The 23,661-nt window shown below is 36.2% G+C and carries 20 protein-coding genes and 1 pseudogene; 9 read left to right on the top strand and 12 right to left on the bottom strand.

Annotation, left to right across the window (positions count from 1 at the left end; translation table 11 throughout):
- Positions 1–559 precede the first annotated feature (559 nt).
- Positions 560–3,604, top strand: a complete 3,045-nt coding sequence (locus tag EKQ63_RS05335) for an efflux RND transporter permease subunit (RefSeq protein WP_143880800.1) — start codon at positions 560–562, stop codon at positions 3,602–3,604.
- Between the two features lie 41 nt (positions 3,605–3,645).
- Here EKQ63_RS05335 and EKQ63_RS05330 read toward each other — a convergent pair.
- From EKQ63_RS05330 to EKQ63_RS05315, 4 genes and pseudogenes are all read right to left on the bottom strand, one after another.
- A pseudogene (locus tag EKQ63_RS05330) lies at positions 3,646–4,170 on the bottom strand (AAA family ATPase).
- A gap of 185 nt (positions 4,171–4,355) precedes the next feature.
- Positions 4,356–5,276 (bottom strand): phosphate ABC transporter permease PstA, encoded by a 921-nt coding sequence (pstA, locus tag EKQ63_RS05325; protein ID WP_048552844.1) that lies wholly within the window; start codon positions 5,274–5,276, stop codon positions 4,356–4,358.
- A gap of 2 nt (positions 5,277–5,278) precedes the next feature.
- Positions 5,279–6,169 carry a phosphate ABC transporter permease subunit PstC gene (gene pstC / locus EKQ63_RS05320; RefSeq protein WP_140168784.1) on the bottom strand — a complete coding sequence of 297 codons (891 nt, stop codon included), beginning with the start codon at positions 6,167–6,169 and terminating at the stop codon, positions 5,279–5,281.
- A gap of 70 nt (positions 6,170–6,239) precedes the next feature.
- Positions 6,240–7,139 carry a phosphate ABC transporter substrate-binding protein PstS gene (locus tag EKQ63_RS05315; RefSeq protein ID WP_000245119.1) on the bottom strand — a complete coding sequence of 300 codons (900 nt, stop codon included), beginning with the start codon at positions 7,137–7,139 and terminating at the stop codon, positions 6,240–6,242.
- Between the two features lie 512 nt (positions 7,140–7,651).
- Here EKQ63_RS05315 and EKQ63_RS05310 point away from each other — a divergent pair.
- From EKQ63_RS05310 to EKQ63_RS05300, 3 genes are read left to right on the top strand one after another with little or no spacing between them, the layout of a single operon-like run.
- Positions 7,652–7,909, top strand: coding sequence for a FeoA family protein (locus EKQ63_RS05310; protein WP_000252983.1), 258 nt, complete (start codon positions 7,652–7,654; stop codon positions 7,907–7,909).
- Complete coding sequence (locus EKQ63_RS05305) at positions 7,906–8,628, top strand: FeoB small GTPase domain-containing protein (protein WP_071725260.1); 723 nt, start codon at positions 7,906–7,908, stop codon at positions 8,626–8,628. Before EKQ63_RS05310 ends, EKQ63_RS05305 begins: the two co-directional genes overlap by 4 nt.
- Positions 8,606–10,006, top strand: a complete 1,401-nt coding sequence (locus EKQ63_RS05300) for a nucleoside recognition domain-containing protein (RefSeq protein WP_087953804.1) — start codon at positions 8,606–8,608, stop codon at positions 10,004–10,006. The genes EKQ63_RS05305 and EKQ63_RS05300 overlap by 23 nt, the downstream gene beginning before the upstream one ends.
- Positions 10,007–10,068: 62 nt before the next feature.
- Here the strand turns inward: EKQ63_RS05300 and EKQ63_RS29805 are convergent, their stop codons facing one another.
- The 8 genes from EKQ63_RS29805 to EKQ63_RS05265 all read right to left on the bottom strand — a co-directional run bounded on the left by EKQ63_RS29805 (position 10,069) and on the right by EKQ63_RS05265 (position 17,758).
- On the bottom strand, positions 10,069–10,206 hold the full coding sequence (locus EKQ63_RS29805) for a hypothetical protein (protein ID WP_087953805.1): 138 nt from the start codon (positions 10,204–10,206) through the stop codon (positions 10,069–10,071).
- A gap of 11 nt (positions 10,207–10,217) precedes the next feature.
- Positions 10,218–11,384, bottom strand: coding sequence for a Ger(x)C family spore germination protein (locus tag EKQ63_RS05295; RefSeq protein ID WP_142940713.1), 1,167 nt, complete (start codon positions 11,382–11,384; stop codon positions 10,218–10,220).
- Entirely contained in the window at positions 11,368–12,492 is a 1,125-nt protein-coding gene (gene gerLB / locus EKQ63_RS05290; protein ID WP_087953807.1) for a spore germination protein GerLB, read from the bottom strand. The genes EKQ63_RS05295 and gerLB overlap by 17 nt, the downstream gene beginning before the upstream one ends.
- On the bottom strand, positions 12,493–13,971 hold the full coding sequence (gene gerLA / locus EKQ63_RS05285; RefSeq protein WP_143880799.1) for a spore germination protein GerLA: 1,479 nt from the start codon (positions 13,969–13,971) through the stop codon (positions 12,493–12,495).
- A 101-nt stretch (positions 13,972–14,072) separates the two neighbouring features.
- A complete protein-coding gene (locus EKQ63_RS05280; RefSeq protein WP_088327627.1) occupies positions 14,073–15,545 on the bottom strand; it encodes a sodium:solute symporter family protein in 1,473 nt (490 codons plus the stop codon).
- Entirely contained in the window at positions 15,542–15,739 is a 198-nt protein-coding gene (locus EKQ63_RS05275; RefSeq protein ID WP_087953809.1) for a DUF3311 domain-containing protein, read from the bottom strand. The genes EKQ63_RS05280 and EKQ63_RS05275 overlap by 4 nt, the downstream gene beginning before the upstream one ends.
- 1 nt (position 15,740) lies before the next feature.
- On the bottom strand, positions 15,741–16,916 hold the full coding sequence (locus EKQ63_RS05270; RefSeq protein WP_087953810.1) for an amidohydrolase: 1,176 nt from the start codon (positions 16,914–16,916) through the stop codon (positions 15,741–15,743).
- Positions 16,917–17,047: 131 nt separating this feature from the next.
- Positions 17,048–17,758: a C39 family peptidase gene (locus tag EKQ63_RS05265; RefSeq protein WP_000734471.1), complete on the bottom strand. Its 711-nt coding sequence runs from the start codon at positions 17,756–17,758 to the stop codon at positions 17,048–17,050.
- Between the two features lie 380 nt (positions 17,759–18,138).
- Here EKQ63_RS05265 and EKQ63_RS05260 point away from each other — a divergent pair, with 380 nt between their 5' ends.
- The 5 genes from EKQ63_RS05260 (at position 18,139) to qoxD (ending at position 23,608) form a co-directional block, all read left to right on the top strand.
- Positions 18,139–19,554, top strand: coding sequence for an amino acid permease (locus tag EKQ63_RS05260; RefSeq protein WP_143880798.1), 1,416 nt, complete (start codon positions 18,139–18,141; stop codon positions 19,552–19,554).
- Between the two features lie 282 nt (positions 19,555–19,836).
- Positions 19,837–20,712 (top strand): cytochrome aa3 quinol oxidase subunit II, encoded by an 876-nt coding sequence (locus EKQ63_RS05255; protein WP_001176167.1) that lies wholly within the window; start codon positions 19,837–19,839, stop codon positions 20,710–20,712.
- 33 nt (positions 20,713–20,745) lie between these two features.
- On the top strand, positions 20,746–22,680 hold the full coding sequence (gene qoxB / locus EKQ63_RS05250; protein WP_140168787.1) for a cytochrome aa3 quinol oxidase subunit I: 1,935 nt from the start codon (positions 20,746–20,748) through the stop codon (positions 22,678–22,680).
- 13 nt (positions 22,681–22,693) lie between these two features.
- Positions 22,694–23,296, top strand: a complete 603-nt coding sequence (gene qoxC / locus EKQ63_RS05245; protein WP_000729318.1) for a cytochrome aa3 quinol oxidase subunit III — start codon at positions 22,694–22,696, stop codon at positions 23,294–23,296.
- Positions 23,297–23,608, top strand: coding sequence for a cytochrome aa3 quinol oxidase subunit IV (qoxD, locus tag EKQ63_RS05240; protein ID WP_000531379.1), 312 nt, complete (start codon positions 23,297–23,299; stop codon positions 23,606–23,608).
- Positions 23,609–23,661: the final 53 nt, after the last annotated feature.

The following is a 23,661-nucleotide window of genomic DNA, read 5'->3' as shown; positions in this document are numbered from 1 at the left end:
AAATTTCTTTTTTGTCGTTTTCTGCGTTTCCGCATCAGCGACGTTTATTAATATACCATCATGGTTTTTAAATAACAAGTGTTTTTTTATAAAAAAACAAAAAAATTATCTATCCTACTTTCTTCTATAGTAAAGCCTTGTATTCTCTCTACTGAAAATAAGTATTTTGATTGTATACCAATACACTCTAATTAACCAAACTACATTTCATACTCCCTCCCACCTTTTCATTCTCTTCTACATTAAAGTTCACATTAAAAAAGAAAATAGCTTCGCCACTTCCTAATAATGCGAACATGTTGATTTTTTGTCCCTCCACACAAATCATTACTAGTTGAAAGAACCGGTTGTTGGCAGATAACTCCACCCCAACCGAATTCGAAGTGAGAATTTTATCGTCCGACCAACGACGGGATAGATAACGAAATTCCAACGAAACATCAACTTAAGATTATTGTTAGAATTTTTTTACATTTAATTAATGAAAAATATCCATTTTTTGTTATATAGTAAGAAAGGACGTACTCAACTAAAAATAAACCAATGGAGGAATTACTTTATGGATAGGTTAACGAAGTTTTCATTAAAAAAACGCGCCGCTGTTATCATCATGGTTTTTCTCATTTCCATACTCGGTGTTTATTCCGGCTCTAAATTACCTATGGAATTTTTACCTAGCATCGATAATCCCGCGGTCACCGTCACAACCTTATCTCCAGGACTCGACGCTGAAGCAATGACAAAAGAAGTAACCGATCCCCTTGAAAAACAATTTCGCAACTTAGAAAACATTGACAACATCACCTCTTCTACTCACGAAGGATTATCACGCATCGATATCGCATATACATCCAAAGCAAATATGAAAGATGCCACACGTGAAGTTGAAAAGGCCATTAATACAATTAAATTACCTAAAGATGCAACTAAACCGATAGTTAGCCAATTAAATACTTCTATGATTCCACTCGCTCAAATTGCAATCCAAAAACAAAACGGATTTTCAAAAGCAGATGAAAAACAAATCGAAAAGGAAATCGTACCACAACTCGAAAGCATTGATGGCGTTGCCAACGTTATGTTTTTTGGAAAATCAACTTCCGAATTATCTATTATACTAGACCCAAACCAATTAAAAGATAAAAACGTAACAACGGAACAAATATTAAAGGTTTTACAAGGAAAAGAAACTTCCACTCCAGCTGGAGCTGTTACCGTTAATAAAGAAGAATATAACCTTCGTGTCATCGGGGATATAAAAAATGTAGATGACATTAAAAAAATCACTGTTGCACCTCAAGTTAAATTACAAGATGTTTCTCAAATTGAACTTAAACAACACTACGATACAATCTCACATATAAACGGCGAAGAAGGCACTGGATTAATCATCATGAAAGAGCCAAGTAAAAATGCAGTTGCAATTGGAAAAGAAATCGATAAAAAAATTAAAGATATAAGTAAACAATATAAAGATCAGTTTTCTATTAAACTTTTAGCATCAACTCATGAACAAGTTGAAAACGCTGTTACTAGCATGGGAAAAGAAGTAATCCTTGGAGCAATTGCTGCAACTCTAATTATATTAATCTTTTTACGTAACTTCCGAACGACACTCATTGCTGTTGTCAGTATTCCATTATCTATTTTATTAACACTCTTTTTACTACACCAATCTAACATCACACTTAACACTCTAACACTTGGTGGTTTAGCCGTTGCAGTTGGACGTCTCGTCGATGATAGCATCGTTGTCATTGAGAATATTTTCCGACGTTTACAAAAAGAATCTTTCTCTAAAGATATTATTCTCGATGCAACGAAAGAGGTCGCCGTCGCAATTACTTCTTCTACTTTAACAACGGTCGCTGTTTTTTTACCTATCGGCCTCGTATCAGGAGTAATTGGAAAATTAATGTTACCTATGGTATTAGCGGTCGTATATTCTATACTATCATCCTTAATCGTTGCACTAACAGTTGTTCCACTTATGGCTTTTTTACTACTCAAAAAAACAAAACACAAAAAGCCAAGTTCTTCACCACGATATGTCGCTACATTAAAGTGGGCTCTTTCGCATAAATTCATTATTCTACTTACTTCTTTTTTATTATTCGCAGGATCGATTGCTACCTATGTATTACTACCGAAAGCGAATATAAAATCTGAAGACGACACAATGTTATCTATTAATATGACTTTCCCGGCTGATTACGCTCCTGAAACACAAAAACAAAAAGCTTTTGATTTCGAAAAGAAGCTACTTTCTAATTCAGATGTAACGGATGTTATTTTACGAATGGGATCTAGCGCAGAAGATGCACAATGGGGGCAAACGACCAAAAATAATCTCGCAAGTATATTGGTAGTCTTTAAAAAGGGTTCTGATATTGATCAGTATATTAAAGAGTTAAAGAAAGAACATAAAACTTTTGAGCCCGCTGAACTTGATTATATAAAAATGAGTTATTCAAGCTCTGGCAGCGGCAATAATTTGCAATTCAACGTAACAGCCACTAACGAAACAAATTTAAAAGAGGCTGCTACTATCGTCGAAACAAAACTAAAAGATATGGATGATCTTTCTAAAGTAAAAACGAATTTAGAAGACTCTAAGAAAGAATGGCAAATCCATGTTGATCAAACAAAGGCCGAACAACTAGGATTAACACCAGAATTAGCAGCTCAACAAGTAGCATTCCTTATGAAGAAATCACCTATTGGTGAAGTTTCAATCAATAACGAAAAAACTGCTATTATGATAGAACATAAAAAAGAAAGTATTACTAAACAAGAAGACATTTTAAACACAAACATACTATCACCTATTAATGGACCAATTCCTTTAAAAGACATTGCAACTATTTCAGAAAAGCAACTTCAAACAGAAGTCTTCCATAAAGATGGAAAAGAAACGATTCAAATTACCGCAGAAGCTTCAAATGAAGATTTAAGCAAGGTAAGCACTGAAGTGAACAAAGCGATAGCCGAATTAGATTTACCTAGCGGAGCAAAAGTAAATATCGCAGGCGCCACTGAATCTATGCAAGAGAACTTCACAGATTTATTCAAGATTATGGGGATTGCAATTGGGATTGTATATTTAATTATGGTTATTACCTTCGGGCAGGCACGTGCTCCTTTTGCAATCTTGTTCTCCTTACCATTAGCTGCTGTCGGCGGTATTTTAGGATTAATCATTTCAGGAACACCAGTTGATGTAAATTCCTTGATCGGTGCATTAATGTTAATCGGGATTGTCGTTACAAACGCTATCGTATTAATAGAAAGAGTACAACAAAACCGGGAACACGGTATGGAAACGAGAGAAGCCTTACTCGAAGCAGGTTCCACTAGACTACGTCCAATTATTATGACAGCTATTACAACAATTGTTGCTATGCTCCCACTCCTATTTAGCCAATCACAAGCAGGAAGTATGGTATCAAAAAGCCTAGCCGTTGTTGTCATCGGTGGTTTGGCAGTCTCAACTGTTCTTACATTAGTAGTCGTTCCAGTTATGTATGAACTATTAGATAAAATTGGGAGAAAAAGGCGCTCTCGTAGAAAAATAAGCACTTCTACAGAAACACCTGATATTTAAAAGAAAAGGGTTATCTTCATTCATGAAGATAACCCTTTTCTCTACCTATTCATATAATCCATCATTTTTTCCGCATACTGTTCTAGAGATTCACTAGAATCCACAATAATATATTCACTATTTAAAGGTCTTTTACTACCATTTAACCACTTTTTAAAAGCTACTTCCGACTCTACCTTTTCAATTTGACTGACCATACGCTTACGTGTTTGCAACCTATTATTAATCTCTTCCATATCATTCACTTAACACTCAATATATTTATATTTCACACCATGTTTATTAGACAGCTTAATTCCTTTTTCAACCATCCCTTCGTATAGACATGGACTATCCAATATCACACTATGCCCTTGTTCTAAATAAGAATCAATCAATACCCATTCCACATCGTATGATACTCCTCCAACAATCGTCGATTCAATCCCTTTCATTTCTAATGATTGTAACAACGCTGATTTCAAAACGTCATGATCTACAATTACAGCACCTGTTAACTTCCCTATATACTTAGAAACTGTGGATTTTCCCGATCCCGGAAAACCTGACATTTGCAGAAAAAACAAATTAAACCCACTCCCTCATTTTCATCTTTTTATCCTGATATTTACGAGCAGCAAGACCTCACTGATTAAAGTTTCACTTTATTTATATAACGAATTACAAATTCAACAATCGCAATACCTTTTCCTTCTATATTAAAACGTAAAAAGAACCCCCTACTTATCAGTAGAGAGTTCCCCTTTACAACTTATGCCGCTTTTATCTTCTTCGTCGTTTTACTTTTTCTTTTCGCTCCTGTAAAACGTTTGTGCAATATAGATGCTACCAAGCGTGAAACAACATTGAATAGTAATACCATAATAATTAATACAGCTGCAGATTTTGTCGCAATTAACTTCGCATCTGGGATAATCCCTTCAGAATTTAACTTCCAAATGTGAACCGCTAACGTTTCAGCTGGTCTAAATGGATTTAAAGGATGAGCAGGACTTGAGAAGTCCGCTGCTGAATTTAAAATCGGGGATGTTAAACCCGCTGTATAAATTAATGCCGCCGCTTCACCAAATATACGACCTGCCGCTAAAATAACACCTGTAATAATTTGTGGTAATGACGACGGAATAATAATACGAGTAATCGTTTGCCACTTTGTTGCACCTAATCCAAGACTCGCCTCTTTTACATTAGAAGGAACCTCTGAAATCGCATTTTCACAAACACGCGTTAAACCTGGCAAGTTTAAAATCGTTAAAGCAAGGGCACCACCCATTACTGTGTATCCCCATCCTGTCATTGTAACGAACACTAACAAACCGAATAAACCAACAACAATAGAAGGTAAAGATGCCATTGTCTCGATACATAAACGAACAAAATTTAAAAAACGCCCTTGTTTTGCATACTCTGCTAAATATATTCCAGCACCTAATCCAAGGGGAATAGATATAATAAGCGTTATAACAAGCATATAGAAGGAATTGAATAACTGCGGACCAATCCCACCACCAGCTCTTGTATTGCTTGGTTCTCCAAACAAGAAATTAGGATCCCAAAAACCCCATCCCTTTTGTAAAATCTCAAATACTAAGAATACTAACAGCGCTACAACTAAAGCCGCAACCGCATAAAAGATACCTGTCCAAACTTTATTTACCGTTCTTGCATTCATTATTATCGCTCACCTCTTTGCCCAATCGCTCGAATTACTAAAATAAACAGGAATGAAATAACAAGTAAAATCATTGCTAAAGTCCATAGCGCATTGTTCCAAGCAGTGCCGTTTAATGTATTTGTCATGTCCATTGTCAAAATACCAGTTAACGTTGCTGTCGGACTATATATTCCTTCTGGTAATTTAATCGTATTCCCAATTACCATTTGAACCGCTAACGCTTCACCAAAAGCACGCGCTAACCCTAAAACAACACCTGTTAAAATCCCTTTTTTCGCAGCAGGAACAATTACTCGGCTAATCGCTTGCCATTTCGTTGATCCTAAACCATAAGAAGCTTCTAAATAATCAAATGGAACAGAGCGTATTGCATCAGAAGCGATACTAGCAATAGTAGGTAAAATCATAATACTCAGGACAATAATACCTGCAATTAAACTAAACCCTACTCCTCCAAAAGAATCACGTAATAGCGGTACTAAAATTGTAACCCCTAATAATCCGTATACAACCGAAGGAATACCAACTAATAATTCTAAAACAGGCTTCAATACTTTATTTCCAAACTTCGGTGAAATTAAATTCATGAATATAGCAAGAGCTATAGCAATTGGCGCACTAATAATAACCGCACCTAACGAAACCACCGTTGAACCTACAATGAAAATTACAGCCCCGAAAGTTCCATCATCAGCATTTGGACTCCATTTTGTCGATGTTAACATCTCAGTAAACGAGATACCACTTTGCGTAAAAGATTGAATTCCTTTACCGCAAATAAACGCAATAATAGCTAATGTAACTAAAACAATAAAAATACCACAAAACGTAACAAGTGATCTTCCTATATATTCACTTTTCACGTAATTAATTTGTTTTTTCCCCTTCATCACAGGACAGACCCCACTTCATAAATTGAAATGAACAGGACTGGCCTTGCAGCCAGCCCCATAAATTTTATTACTTATTTAATTTAGACATTGGAATATAACCCATATCTTCTACTTGCTTTTCAAAATCTTTACCTTTTACATAGTCAATGTAAGCTTTTGTTGCTTCTTTCGCTTCACCTTTCGTTACCATGTACTCGTAAGACCAGAATGGATATTTACCAGACGCAATGTTTTCAACTTTTGGTTCAGCACCATCAATTTTCACTGTTTGTAGCGCACCTTTTTTCTCGCCAACCATGTAAGACATTGCTAAATAACTTACTGAACCTGGAGTAGAGTTAATCGCTTGCTCTACTGCACCGTTAGAATCTTGTGTAGTACCAGTTCCGTCATTAATTTTCGCATCTTTCATAATTGTTTTTTCAAATGTAGCACGTGTACCAGAAGAAGCCGGACGGTTAATTACGTTGATTTTTTCATCTTTCCCGCCTACCTCTTTCCAGTTCGTTACTTTTCCAGTGAAGATATCTTGTACTTGTTGTACTGTTAAATTATCAACTTTTACATCTTTATTTACGACAAGTGCGAATGCAATACCCGCTACCTTGTTATCTACTAATTCTTTCGCCTTATCAGCATCTTTTATTTTATCTGCAGATGGAACATCTGAGTTACCAATTTGGACCGCACCAGAAGCTACTTGGTTAATTCCAGTTCCACTACCGCCACCTTGCACTTGAATAGAAACGTTTGAATTTTTCTCCATAAATTTCTTTCCAGCTTCCTCTGCAAGAGGTTGAAGTGCTGTAGAGCCTGCAGCTGCTATCGTACCTGACAATTCTTGTTTTGCATTATCGCTTCCTTTAGCATCTTTACCTGATGTCTCTTCTGCTTTTCCACATCCCACTAATGAACCCGCTACCACTAAAGCTGCTAAAGAAAATTTAATACCCTTTTTCATGACCATGTCTTGTACCCCCATTTGGATTATCACTTTTCACATTTGTCTACTTCTTTCGAACACAAATTCATTGTAGGACAATAATATTATGTGAGTGTTAAGCAATTTTTAATTTTAAGTAAATGACGATAATAACCCTTAAAAACTAGGAATCCCAACATTTATAGTTAAAGAACCCAACAAAATCCACACTAATTAAGCTCTAATGTAAATTTACTCTTAACAATGTAAATTCAATGTAAATGTTTTTCGCTCTTTTTCCCTTTGAGTTAAAGTTATATTTACAATTCCGCTGTATTTTGTTACTTTTACACACCTAATTTATGCATATTCCACAGAATTTCAGTAATATTTTTTAGTACAACTAAATAAATTGGAACAATTCTAAAAATAAATGAATATTTTTAAAGTACCAATTGACAGCATCATCCAATGTAGTCTACTATATTACTAACAAAAAGTTTACCTAAGGAAACTTTTTAAACTCAAACTAACAATATAGAGATGAGGTAACTTTTATGGTATCGGCTAATATAAAACCACTTTCCGAATTTAAGACTGGAGAGTTTGTACAAATTGAGAAGATACAATTAGAAGGAACTATGAAACGACGTTTATTAGATTTAGGATTTATACCTGGGGCAACAATTAAAGTATTACAACGCAGTCCACTTGGAGATCCAGTCGCTTATCAAGTAAGCAACACCACTATTGCACTACGTAAGGAAGAAAGCTCCCTTATTTTCGGGATATTAATAGGAGATGATTTCAGATGAGCAAACATCGCATTGCTTTAGCCGGCAACCCGAATACCGGGAAAAGTACATTATTTAATACTTTAACAGGCTTAAAACAACATACTGGAAACTGGACAGGAAAAACTGTTTTAAAAGCTGAAGGGGAATATGAACATAACGGTAGTAAATATACATTAATAGATTTACCTGGAACTTACTCACTATATTCAAATTCTGCAGATGAAGAAGTAGCAAGGGATTATATTATATTTGAACAACCAGAAGTAACTGTAGTTGTTATCGATGCAACTGCTATGGAGCGAAATTTAAATTTAGCGCTCCAAGTAATGGAAATGACGAGCAACGTGGTCATTTGTATTAACTTAATTGATGAAGCTGAGAAAAAGGGCATCGTTATTGATGAAAAGAAATTAGCAAAATCACTCGGTGTACCTGTAGTTAAAATTTCCGCTCGTAACCGAGTAGGGATCGGTCATTTACTAAATGTTATTGCCAAAGTAGCAAATAAAAAACTAATTCCAACACCAATTAAAATTTCTTACAGTGAAAAAATCGAGAATATGATTCAGGAATTAGAACCACAAATTTATAAAGTGTTCGGTGATACGTATCCAGCACGCTGGATTGCGTTACGTATATTAGATGGAGATAAAAATTTCTTAACTACACTTCAAAAACACCATAATGAACCACTTGTAAGGGAGGTCGTAATGAATGGAATCTCACTCAGCCAGTAAAGCTCTTCCATTAGACTATATTATTCAACATGCACAAGCACTATCAAAAGAAGATATACGAGATGATATTGTCGGAGATATTTACCGAACATCTGCAAGCATATGTAAAGAATCTGTTCAATATACAAATACGGATAAATTGTATCGTTCTGAAAAACTAGATAAAATTTTCACATCCCCAATCTGGGGATTCCCAATTATGCTTGGTATTTTATCTATCATTTTTTATCTTACAATTGCAGGGGCGAACGTACCATCCGATATGATTGCTGAGTTCTTCGGATGGGCCGAAGGATATTTAACATCTTGGTTTCAAGCAGCACATGCACCTGAATGGCTACATGGCATTTTAATACTTGGTTTATTCCGTGGTATCGGTGCTGTTATTAGCGTTATGTTACCACCTATGGCCATCTTTTTCCCTATGTTTGCACTATTAGAAAACTACGGATACTTACCACGAGTTGCGTTTAATATGGACCGCTTATTCAAACGCTCTGGTGCACATGGTAAACAATCTTTAACAATGGCAATGGGCTTTGGTTGTAATGCAGCAGCCATTATGTCAACACGTATTATTGAATCACCACGTGAACGTATGCTTGCAATCTTAACAAACAACTTTGTTCCTTGTAACGGTCGCTGGCCTATGTTAATTTTAATGGCTTCATTATTTATGGCTGCTGGTTATACAGGTAGTATGCAAACATTGGTTACTGCCGGCGTTGTAGTTGGAATGGTTGTAATTGGTATCGTTATGACATTAACCGTTTCTTGGGTACTATCAAAAACAGCTTTAAAAGGCGTTCCAACCCACTACACACTTGAGTTACCGCCATACCGTAAACCAAAAGTTTGGAATACAATTGTGCGTGCAACACTCGATAAATCCATCTATGTTTTAAAACGAGCTGTTGTTGTAGCTGCCCCTGCGGCTGCATTAACTTGGTTACTTGCTAATATTTTCATCGGTGACACAAGTCTACTTATGTATTTTGTAAACTTCCTAGATCCATTCGCTAAAATGTTAGGACTTGACGGCTTCATCCTAGCTGCGTTCATTCTTGGACTACCAGCGAATGAAATTGTTATCCCGATTTTATTAATGTCTTACTTATCAACCGGAGCTTTAACTGAAATAGATGATTTTAATCAAATTAAAAATCTATTCTTAGAAAATGGTTGGACTTGGTTAACAGCGTTAAACACAATGTTGTTCTCACTTCTTCATTTCCCATGTGGAACAACACTGGTTAACATATATAAAGAAACAAAAAGTGCAAAATGGACATTCTTATCGTTTGCAATCCCTACCGTTATCGCCATTGTTGTGACATTCCTCTCTACACAATTGGTACATTGGTTAGGGCTTGTATAAAAACAGAGCATACATAGAAGGTATCCCCCTTCACATATGCTTTGTATAAAAGAAACCTGAAATCATTCAGGTTTCTTTTTTTGCACATCAGTATTCCAAGGCTGCGCCCCATACGTTGTGATTTTTTTATGAATGTAGTATATGGTTCCCGGAAGAACTGCCATTAATATTGTGCAACTAATCCCTAATCCAGTAAACACCTTCCATCACCTTACTTTACTCTTTTTGGTAAAGCTGAACCCGAATGTTCAATTGTTGGATGAATATGAACAGTAACCTCAGCATCACTAAAGTAATTTTCACCTTGATCCCAATTCTCACTTATTTTTTTCCACTCTTTATAATTATGCCGCTTATATACTTCCCCTAACTCTAATACATCTACCTTATATTTTTTTTGAACAAGCTTGATCGATTTTCGGATGCGCTTCTCCATTTCCTCCGAAATATCCTTCTCTAAACGTTTTTCATTCAAGACCTTTTTATGATCACTAAAGTGTAACTCAGCTATTGTACCTTCCAAATATAAGTGAATATTAAACTTTGGTTTTGTAATATTCTTTGTAGATACTTTAATTTTCCGACGCAACTTATGAATTTCATATGTAATAAGTTGATTCTTTTTGCGGATGGTAAAAAAACCTCCAATTTTTTTACCTATTATATAATTCATCCCTAATGTTTCTTCTCCATTCAAACTACCTACACACTTATTATCCTTCCCACGGAACAACGCTGCCCCGTTCATTTGTACACCTTGCTTTGTTAATTCAAGAATAGGTAATACGAAACTCCGGTTCGCAATCATCTTTTCCTGAACCTCACCAATTCTTGCAGCCTCAACCATTTGGGCATTTTTTGGAGGATGTTCAGCTAACATATCAATATACTGCGCTGGTAAATTTTCAGGCTTAGCGCTCTGTTTCAAAATAGCTTCTGCATCTTTGTCAGAAACGAACAAACGAATATTTCGTCTCATCTCATGATCACGAATATATACATCTAACGTATTTTGTAAAACATATGGATTCCCTAATAAATCTTTAGAAAAAATTATCACTTGTATATGCGGAAAGAATAATGAGCGACTAATTTTTTTGGCGATAATTCGGATTTGCTCAAAGACACTATCTGCTTTCGCACTCACATTAATATAATTTTCGCTATCTCCACCACCTTGTCCCCCTTGTTGCGCTAACTTACTAGGAAGTACCATCTGATACGTCCCTTTCATAATCGGATTCGATTTCTTTTTTTTCACAATATCGTAAGCTGCGCCTACTACAAATCCTCTTTCTTCTATTTCTTCTAGCTCAGAGCACCCACTGATAGATCCAACTAAAACCATAAGCATTATAATTTTAAGAAGGTGTTTCATTTCTACCATTCCTTCTTTTTATTTTATATACAATAAAAACTAACAAAGGTGCTAACACGACAAACCCCATATCTATCCAAGCTAAATACGTCCCATAACTTGACAAAGCATTTAAACTACTAGGCATCATATTCACCATAAAAATAATCGGGGCACTTACAAAAATGAAAATATGTTTCTTCACTTTAGGGAACATAGCACAGAATAATAAAGATGCCACGTCATAATACATGGCCGTAGTGTTATAAATAGTAATAATCCATGTTGTAAAAAAAATTGCATCAAATCTTTCTAAAAACCCTCCACCAATTTCAATTTCTTTCCCTAATTCAATTGTTGGGTACGTCAATCCACGAGTTGTCATATACGTAAAAACACTAATACAAGTTACATAAATTAAAATGTAAGACAGCACATTTACCATTACCGCTTTCGCAACTGCCATTGGTGCTTTTTTTGCGGTCTTATCATTCAGCAACACCGCATAAAAGAGAGCTACTTCAAACCCAATAAACGTAAAAATAGAATTCTTAACTCCAACAGTATATTGACTCACTTTCGTTTGAAAAGCTGGTAGTAAATTATTTATTTCCATTAAATTTATATTCAATAAAGAAAGAAGCACGATCGCAATTAAAACAATCGGTAAAAATAGAACATTCAACCTCAATAAGGCCGCTCTTGATCCTGCTATTCCATAAATAACAACTAATAAGAAGAAGAAAGACAATAGTTGTATTGGTGTATCACTAAACAAATACGTTTGAGAAATAATTGAAATCATTCGCGATTCATATGCTGTCAAAGCAGCAAACGTTAATACTAAAATACTACTAATTGTGTATGCAACAGGTTTTGTCAAATGCGCACTCGTATATTGAACAAAGTTTTGTTTCGGGAATAAAATAGCCACCCTCGTTACAAACCAACCTAAAACTGCACATATCAATCCACCCAGAAGCAAAATAATCCAACCGTCTGAGAATAAAGTTTGATTAGCAATATCCCTTGGCATAGACAATGCACCTATACCAATAATGGTTGACGATACTGCAAACCCCAGTTCCCGAGATCCAATTTCTTCATCGCCATACTCAAATGGTTTCAATTATTTTCGCTCCTTTGGACGTATTGTAGAATCTTTCGTTTGTAAATACTCTGGTCTATCTTTCAACATTGATTTTGGCAAACGAATAAGCTCTTCTTTCCAATCTTTATAGAATGCGGGAGCAATTGGAGTTGTATACGGCACACCAACACTTGTTAAATTTGTAATATGAACAGCAAGCGCGATAAGAGCTAGAATGATTCCATACAACCCAAAAGCCGTTGCTGCTAATACAAAGACGAAAAGTAAAATTCGGAACGTAATTGTAATGCTATATACAGGAAGTGAAAACGTAGCAATCGCAGTAACTGCAATAATAATAACTAAAAACGGATTTACAATCCCTGCATTTACCGCAGCTTCTCCTATTACAAGACCTCCTACAATCCCTATCGTTTGTCCCATCGGTTTTGGCAACCTAATTCCCGCTTCTCTTATTAACTCCATCGTTAATGCCATCATTAATGTTTCAATATATGCAGGAAACGGAACACCTTCTCTTGCCCCAGCAATCGAATAAGCCAATTTAGATGGAATAAGTCCTTGGTGATATGAGACGAGCGCTACATACATCGCCGGCATTAAAACTGCAACTATGCCAGAACCCATCCGCAATATTCTTAATAAAGTCCCTATTACCCAACGCTCATAGTGATCTTCCACAGATTGAAAAATATCAACAAATACTAGCGGAGCTATAAGGGCAAACGGTGATCCATCCACTAAAATAGCTGCCTTTCCTTTCGCCAATGAGGCCACAATATTATCAGGCCTTTCCGTATTCAAAAACTGCGGAAACGGCGACAAATTATTATCTTGAATTAATTGCTCAATTGTACCCGTCTCAAAAACAACATCTGTCACTATGGATTGAAGACGCCGATCTAGCTCTTTTACAATGTAAGGATTAATAATGTCTTCTATATATACTAAAGTCACTTCTTTTTGGGATCTCTTCCCCATAATATAAGATTGAAATCTCAGCTTTGGGTCACGTAAACTACGGCGAATTAACATTTTATTCACGTTAATGTCTTCATTTAATCCAATCCTCGGTCCACGTATTAAATCTTCTGTTACTGGCGGTTCTAAACTTCTTTTTTCCCAAGCTCTACTATTAATCACTATAGCAGTTTGAATATTATCAATTAATATAACTGTATCTCCTGCTAAAATCGCATTTATAATATCCGGAAATGTTGTCTTCTTACCAACTTCTGCAATAGAAATAAAGCGATCTAATAATGTTTGAACAACAGCTTCGTCTTTTTTTATTTCTTCATGTTGAAGTGTACGAACTACATATTTATAAACACTATCCTTATCTGTTAACCCACATAAAAAGACAACAGCACAGCGTGTAAAACTACCAGCAAGGGCAACTTCCCTAATTGTTAAATCATTCGGCGAACCTAACTCATCCCTAATTTCTTTCATAACTTCAAATAAGTTACCTTTTAACTCTAACAATTCCCCCACCTAACTTCCTTTTCAACAAGTTTTTAGTTAGATTCCGCTAATAGAAGAAAATATATACAAAAAAGAGCTATCTCTTTTCAAAGATAGCTCTAGCATATGAATTACTTTTCTACTATTGTATTGTCCGCTTTTATAGACACATTTTTCGTGAACCCGCTAACGATAAACATCACAATCATATTCATTAACAATGCGACTATACCTACATTTAAATCTTTTATATATTGAGGGAAACCCGGAAACATCGTAGCTATAGTTGAACCAGATAAAGTAATATACGCAACCACTAACACTCCAATCCCCATCCCTGCAATTGCTCCTTGCTTCGTAATAACCTGACGTGGAAACAAACTACATACAAGTGCAGGGAAAAGTTGTGTCACTATACTATATCCCATTAAAAGAAGTGCTCCTATCGTTTCTCCACCTTTAAAAGTAAACAAAACAGCTACAAGCGTTACTACAGGAACAAATAATTTCGCTGCTTTTGCCACTTGTCGATCCGAAGCAGATGGGACCATTGTTCGGTAAATATTTTTCGCTAATAATGTAGAAGCGGCCATGACAAGCATAGAACCCGGAACTAATGCCGTTAAAACTCCAGCACTACCAATAACCCCAATAAACCAAGGATCAAAAGTTTGAAGAGCCAGACGGAATAACGAAAGGTCTACATCCCCTCCCTTTAATCCAGGAACTTGCAAAATAGCTGCGAACCCTGCAAAGAACACGAAAAGTAAAACTAAAGAGTACAGTGGCATAATGGCCGCATTTTTACGAAATACTTTTTCATTTTTTGCAGAGAAAGCAGAAGCGAATGTATGGGGCCACATATAGAAACCGAGAGCTGTTAAGACAATAGTAGAAACAAACCAAGAAATGCTCATTCCTTCATCAGGTAAAGATAAAAATCCTGGCTTTGCTGCTTCTACAGCTTCAAACATCGGCTGAAATCCTCCGTAATAATGATACGGTAAATATATACCTAAAAACATAACGATAAATAGGATCATAATATCCTTCAAAGCGGCCGTCCAAGCAGAGCCATGTATACCTGAAACCATTACATATATCGTTATAACAATTGCGCCCATCCACACTGCGATAACTGGTGATACCCTTCCGTAAGACGCTTCCGAAACGATAATTCCTAATCCTTTTAACTGTAAAACAAGGTATGGGATAATCGAAATAACTCCAATAATAGAAACGATAAGGCCAAGTGCCTGACTCTTATATTTCTTCACAAAAAAATCTGGCTGTGAAACTAGATTATGCTCTTTTGCATATTTCCAAACTGGTGGTAATAAAAAATAAGATAAAATATAAGCTAATGCACCATAACCTAAAATATAAAAAGTAGGCGCTCCTTTACTATACGCCCATCCACTTCCACCTAAAAATGTGAATGTCGTATAAATTTCACCTGCCATAAGAAGAAAAACAAAAATAGTACCAAAACCTCTTCCCCCAACTGACCATTGCTCTAAATTCATATCTTTTCCATGTTGTGCCCGAATTCCTAAAAATAATGCGAGAAACAAAAATAAAATAATGATAAGTAATGCGGTCATTTTATATCCCCCTTATTAGCAGGATCAAATACGTACACAATCCCCATACAAAGAGATGTAATAAGCACTGATAATAATATCCAAAATAATAAAAACGGCATCCCTAATATGTAAGGAGTAACTGAATTAGCAAATACAGGTCCAATAACTAAACAAAAAACTGGAATAAGCGCTAATACGTGTATGTTCTTCATCTCATTCTCCTTTACTTATGAAATTCATAATTGATGATACAAAGACTTGTACGCCAATCGGTAATGCATCTTCATCAATCGTAAAACGAGGGTGATGGTGAGGATATATAATTCCTTTCTCTTTATTTCCTGCTCCGATAAAAAAGAATGTTCCTGGTGCTTTTTGTAAAAATGCTGAAAAATCTTCTCCAGCCATCGTCGGCTGTAAACGAGTAACTCGTTCCCTTCCATAAAGCTGTAATGCTGTTTGCTCAATAATCTCTGTAACTTCATAATCATTTACTACTGGACGATATCCATATTCATAAGAAAACGTATATTTCGCTCCGTAAGCTTCCGTCACATGCTTTACAATCTGTTCAATCCTTTTCTCTGTTTCTTCTCGCAACTCATGTCTTAAACTCCGCACTGTCCCTTCAATCTCCGCTTGTTCTGGAATCACATTATGGGTTGTCCCAGCGTGAAATTGCGTAACAGATACTACAAGAGAATCTAACGGATTCGTGAGGCGAGATACAATTTGCTGAAGTTGCGAAACCACTTGTGTACCGATTGCAATACTATCAACAGTTTCATGAGGGATTCCAGCATGTCCACCTTTTCCTTCTATTATAATTTTAAAAACATCTGGGGCAGCCATTGCAGGACCATAAATTACACCTACTTTTCCAACCTCTAACGATGCCCAAAGGTGAGCACCAATAATATAATCGACCCCTTCCATTACACCTGCTGCAACCATTTCCTCTGCACCGCCAGGAAAGTTTTCTTCAGCATGTTGGAATAGAAAACGAATCTCCCCTTTAATCTTCTCTTTTGCTTCTACTAACTTATGTACAACTCCAAGTAATATCGCTATATGTCCATCATGGCCACATGCATGCATTACACCCGGATATGTAGAAATAAAGTCAAACTCATTTTCTTCATGAATAGGAAGAGCATCCATGTCAGCTCGAACCGCAACTATTTTACCAGGCTGCTTTCCAATCAACCTTGCCATTACACTATATTTAGTAGGTCTTGATACTTCTAAACATGGGATTTCCCGAAGTATATCGAACACAAACTGCGATGTTTTCTCTTCTTGAAAAGATAACTCTGGATACTTATGAAAATGCCTTCTCCACTCAACCAACTGATCCTTTGACAAAACAAGTTCTTTTGCAACATCCATTTCTCTTCTCCCCTTCTTCACCAAGTTAAATGTTATTATAACGTGAATTGTTAACTTTTAAAAGAATCTTCCGAATTTTCTATTAAATTTACTTAAAAATAAAAAGCCATCAAAAGATGGCTTTTTCATTATTATAAAATAGTAATTGCTTGTTTCCCCATTTGCTCCCACGCTTTCTCAAACTCTGCTCGTGGAACAGCGAAACGTGGATTATTTTTTAGTGGATCATTTACATATACAAAGTTTTGATCGTATCCAACTACTACTACACTATGCTCAAAATATGTAATTTTCACTTCACCAGAACTTGTATTCCATGTTTCAAAACTACTTTCAGCTAGCGGCTGAAACGTTGTATTAATAATAACCCATACTGGAGAACCAGAACTAATTACCTTATATAGATCTTTCACGTCTCTATCTGTTAAATTAATTACTTTTTCAGAAACATATTTTTCTGCTAAATTAAAGATTGGTTTATTGTATACACCATATCCTGGTTCAGCTTTCGTATAAATATTTCCAACAAATCCCTCATAAGGATTTCCGCGCAAGCCATTTTGTTCAAATGGAACTCGATGAATTTCACTAGCAAGTTGCATCTTATCTACTTGCACACCTTTATATTGGAGCAACATAGCTAAGCTTGTTACTTCACATCCACGAGGTAATTCTGGTAACTGCTTTATAAACGGAACATTTTCAATCATAGCTGCTTCTTTCATTTCAGATAGAAAATCTAAGCGTAGCACTTGTGCCTTTTGTATAATCTTATCTTTCCCTATAAAAAACGCAGCAGCAAATATAATTCCAAAAACAAAAAGATATTTTAACTTTTTCATTTTAAACAAAACTCCATTAATTATTATTTTACAGACATACCTCCTACCATTGTACCTTTCTTCTTACTAGTTTGCTAGAAAGATTCTGTGAATTATTGTTCACAACTACATCGTTATAAAATTCTAATTATTTTTAATAAAAAGAAAAAACAATATACTTTTTAGGAACATTTTGCTAAAATCAAAATTATTAACATAGTGAAGATATCACCTTGTTAATAAAAACATTCTTAGAGTATTTAGTCATAGTTCGTTTTTTTACATACTCCATTCATTTCATATTAAATAAACCGAGTATGTGTCATATCCCCCACTAATGATTAAAAACTCAGAATGAAAACCAGTTAACACATATAAAAAAATAACGGGGTGAGGGGCATATGAATCAACAAGTAGAACAAACAGATTTAAAACGTACAATGAAAAGTAGACACCTATTTATGATTGCACTTGGTGGTGTTATCGGAACTGGCCTATTTATGGGATCTGGTCAAATCGTCCATAACGCCGGCCCTGGTGGTGCTATTCTTGCATTTTTAGTCGGTGGATTTGTTATGTATTTAACGATGTTATGTCTTGGTGAATTATCTGTTGCTATGCCAGAAGCAGGTTCATTCCAAAGCTATGCAAGCAAATTTATTTCACCTGGTTTTGGTTTTGTTGTCGGTTGGATGTATTGGTTAAATTGGGCTGTTACAGTTGGAGTAGAGTTAACAACTGTAAGTATTTTAATGAAACGCTGGTTTCCAGATGTTTCTTCGTGGATTTGGTGTGTTACATTTGCAGCAGCACTCTTTCTTGTAAACGCTCTATCAGCAAAAGCATATGCAGAAGCAGAATTTTGGTTCGCTAGTGTAAAAGTCGCAACCATCGTCATTTTCATCGTACTCGGTGGTGCAGTTATGTTCGGTCTACTAGACTTTAACGGAAAACCAGCTCCAATGCTTCACAATTTCACTGAAAATGGCGGATTATTTCCGAATGGTGCATTGGCTGTTCTTCTTACGATGATTACAGTGAATTATTCTTTCCAAGGAACAGAATTAATAGGAATCGCTTCAGGAGAAAGTGAGAATCCTGAAAAAACAATTCCAAAAGCAATCAAAAATACCATTTGGCGAACGCTATTCTTCTTCGTCCTAGCCATATCAGTTGTTGTAGGTTTACTCCCGTGGCAAGAGGCTAATCTAGTCGAAAGTCCATTTGTACTTGTATTTGATGTAGCTGGTATTCCATATGCAGCAGACATTATGAACTTTGTTATTATTACAGCTGTATTATCCGTAGCCAATTCTGGTCTATACGCAAATTCACGTATGCTTTGGGCGATGGCAAAACAAGGAATGGCAAGTCCAGCATTTACGAAGTTAACGAAAAAAGGTGTACCACTAAACGCATTGATTTTCAGTCTAATCTTTGCAAGTCTATCCCTATTAACAAGTATATTTGCAGCAGATACTGTCTTTTTAGTTTTAACATCTATCGCAGCGATGGCTGCCGTTGTCGTTTGGATGTCAATTGCGGCTTCACAGTTTTTCTTCCGTAGAAACTTCGTGAAAAACGGTGGTGACATCAATGATTTAAAATATCGCACACCACTTTATCCGCTCGTTCCAATTGTAGCATTCTCACTCAATTTCATTACATTTGTAAGTTTAGCTTTCATTCCAGATCAGAGAATCGCTCTTTATTGCGGTATTCCATTTATGGTTATTTGTTACATTTTATATCAAGTGAAATATAAAAAAATTGTCACATTTGAACAACAAATAAGTCTAAAAAAAAAAGTAAACTAAATATACAAAATATTCAGCTATCTTTCTTATCATAAGATAGCTTTTTTCTATTTCTTGGGTATCCTGGTATAACTTTATTTATCTTAAAATTTTCACAATCGCATTTTTCTCTGGAAAATAGTTTACAATGTAATCAAGTTACAAATGATATTCACCTTAAAAAGTGTGCATTTGTGTCTATTTTTTAACAATATCTCAAAAACTATTGCCTTCTATAAATTAATAGGTTTATATTGTTTTATTGGCATAGTTTCAATCCAAGGAGAAAGGAGATTTTCAATCGTGCAACTAAAGAAAGCGTTTTGGAAGTTGGCTTCGCTTCTTCCGTTATCATTACTTCTGTTCCTCGGTGGCTGTGATAAAAAACTCGCAGTATTAAATCCGCAAGGACCTGTTGCAAAAGCACAGTATGATTTAATTGTTTGGTCATTCTTGCTTATGTCATTAATTATCGCAATTGTATTCATCTTGTTTACAGTCATCTTGATTCGTTATCGTGAAAAACCAGAGAATATGGACTATGAGCCACCTGAACAACACGGTAACACATTATTAGAAATCATTTGGACGCTTGTTCCTGTTATTATCGTTATCGCATTATCGATTCCAACAGTAAAAGCAACTTATGCTTCGGAAGAGGTTCCGAAAGAGTCCAAACATATTAAACCAGTGGAGATTTATGTTACATCTGCAAACTGGAAATGGTTATTCAGTTACCCAGAGGAAAAAATTGAAACCGTTAACTATTTAAACATCCCAGCTGGTGTACCAATTCAATTCAAACTGACTTCTGTCGGCCCAATGAATGCTTTCTGGGTACCAGAACTTGGTGGTATGAAGTACACAATGGATGGCATGATTATGGACCTTTATTTACAAGCTGATAAGCCAGGTTCTTACCTAGGTCGTAGCGCGAACTTCTCTGGTGAAGGATTTACTCACATGGAGTTCGAAGTTGAAGCAAAAACTAAAGAGAAATATGACAAGTGGGTTAAAGAAGTACAACAAACTGCTCCTAAACTAACAGAAGATAAGTACAACGAAATTGTTAAACCTGGTGTAGTTGGTCGTATGACATTCTCTAGCCATCACTTAAGTTATGTAGATCCAAAATCACTTGAATATTGTGATTACAACTACTACAAAAACAAAAAATAATAGCTATAATTCCAACAGATTGGAGTGAACACAGTGAAGCTTGATGAATTCTTTGTCACAGGTGACCCGATTATTTACGGTGCAGACGCTTCTATCGTTCTTGTGACATTAGCAATCATTTTCGTACTAACAAAGTATAAAAAATGGAAATGGCTTTGGGACGAATGGTTAACAACTGTTGACCATAAAAAAATTGGGGCCATGTATATTATCTCTGCGGTTATTATGTTATTCCGTGGTGGTATGGACGGTTTAATGATCCGTGCACAGTTAACATTCCCAGAAACAACTTATTTAAACGCTGAACACTATAACGGAATCTTCACAACACACGGTACAGTTATGATTCTTTTCATGGCGATGCCATTCGTTATGGGATTAATGAACCTTGTAGTACCATTACAAATTGGTGCTCGTGACGTTGCATATCCGTTCTTAAATGCTTTAAGTTTCTGGTTATTCTTTGTCGGAGCAATGTTATTCAACATCGCTTTCGTAATTGGTGGTTCTCCAGACGCTGGGTGGACTTCTTACTTCCCAATGGCAGGTACAGAGTTTACTTCTGGTGTAGGAAATAACTACTACGCAATTGCATTACAGATTTCAGGTCTCGGTACGTTAATGACAGGTATTAACTTCCTTGTTACTATCTTAAAAATGCGTACACCTGGTATGACTTTAATGAGAATGCCAATGTTTACTTGGTCAATCTTAATTACAACGATTATCATTATTTTCGCTTTCCCAGTATTAACAGTTGCTCTTGCATTAATGACATTTGACCGTCTATTCGATGCTCACTTCTTTACGATGGCGAGCGGCGGTATGCCAATGTTATGGGCCAACCTATTCTGGGTATGGGGTCACCCTGAAGTATATATCGTTATTTTACCGGCATTCGGTATTTTCTCTGAAATCATTAGTACATTCTCACGTAAGCGTCTATTCGGTTACAGTGCGATGGTATACTCAATGGTTGCAATTTCTTTACTAAGTTTCGTCGTATGGCTTCACCACTTCTTCACGATGGGTGCAGGTCCAGCGGTTAACTCATTCTTCTCGATTTCGACAATGGCGATTTCGATTCCAACCGGGGTTAAAATCTTTAACTGGTTGTTTACACTGTATAAAGGACGTATTCGTTTTACAGTTCCAATGCTTTGGTCATTGGCATTTATTCCAAACTTCGTAGTCGGTGGGGTTACAGGGGTTATGCTTGGTATGGCAGCAGCTGATTATCAGTACCATAACAGCTACTTCCTAATCGCTCACTTCCACTACGTATTAATCGCAGGTACAGTATTCGCTATGCTTGCTGGATTCACATTCTGGTATCCAAAAATGACTGGTCATATGTTAAATGAACGCCTAGGTAAATGGACATTCTGGATCTTTATGAGCGGATTCAACATCTGTTTCTTCCCAATGTACTTCTTAGGTTTAGACGGTATGACTCGTCGTATGTACACTTACTCTGAAAGCCTTGGATGGGGATGGTTAAACCAAATCGCATCTGTCGGTGCAGTAATGATGGGTATTGGTTTCGTACTTCTTTGTTACAACGTAATTTGGAGTGCTCGTCACGGTGAACGTGACACAACTGGAGATCCATGGGATGGCCGTACACTTGAATGGGCAACTCAATCTCCTGTACAACATTACAACTTCGCGCAACTTCCTGAAATCAAAGAAGCTGATGCTTTCTGGTACATGAAAAAACGCGGAGAAACAATTACACCAGCAGCAGAAGATATTAAACCAATTCACATGCCAAGTAACTCTGGTGTGCCTATTATTGCGTCTTTATTCTTCGGTCTTGCAGGTTTCGCATTAGTATTTAGCTGGTTCTGGCTTGCAGCAATCGGCGGCGTTGGTATTTTAGCTTGCTTAATCTATCGTTCATTCGATTATGATGAAGGTTACTATATCAGTGTTGATGAAATTAAAAAATCAGAACATGTAGCATGAGAGGTGAAATGATATGGCGGCTTTAGATAAAAGCTTACCTTTGGAATATCAATCCGAACAAAGCAGATTGAATATCCTAGGATTCTGGATTTTTCTTGGGGCTGAAATTATGCTGTTCGCAACACTTTTCGCCTCTTATCTAGTACTTGCTGGTCGTACGGCAGATGGCCCAACACCAGCACAACTGTTTGAACTTAAAACGCTTTTAATTCAAACATTACTACTTTTAACAAGTAGTTTCACATGTGGTATCGTGATTCACGAAATGCGTAAGCACAACCAAAAAGCAATGCTTGGATGGTTCGTTCTTACATTACTTTTAGGTGCAGGCTTCCTATTCTTCGAGATTGAAGAGTTCATTATGTATATTGGTGAAGGCGCAACAATTCAAACAAGTGCTTTCCTATCTGGATTCTTCGTTCTTCTTGGAACACACGGAGCTCACGTAACAGGCGGTATCATTTGGGCAACTTGTGTTATTATCCAAATTTTAAAACGAGGTTTAACACCAGTTACAGCTCGTAAAGTATTCATTATCAGCTTATACTGGCATTTCCTTGATCTAGTTTGGGTCTTTATTTACACACTAGTTTACTTGAACGGGATGGTGGCGTAAATGGGTCAAAATAACAATCAAGCAAACGGGCATGCGCATAGCGGATTCCCTTGGTCACACGTTTTCGGATTTATTTTATCGCTTGCACTAACGTTTCTAGCTCTATACGTGGCACTTTACACAAACCTGCCACTATCAACGATCTTAACTACCATTATCATAATGGCTGTTGCGCAAGCGTTGTTACAATTAATTATGTTCATGCATTTAAAAGAAGGAGAAGGAAGAGTTCAAATCCTTACTATGATTTACAGTTTCTTCGTTGCAACTGCAACAGTTGGTTTAACTGTATGGATCTTCTTCTCAATGTAATGTACATGAAAAAGACTGCTGAGATTCCTCAGCAGTCTTTTTTTATTCCCTCC

The organism is Bacillus sp. BD59S (assembly GCF_007363175.1).
Classification (GTDB): Bacteria; Bacillota; Bacilli; order Bacillales; family Bacillaceae_G; genus Bacillus_A; species Bacillus_A pacificus.
The sequence above is the reverse complement of the archived record's forward strand: the minus strand, read 5'-3'. Positions and strand labels throughout refer to the sequence as shown.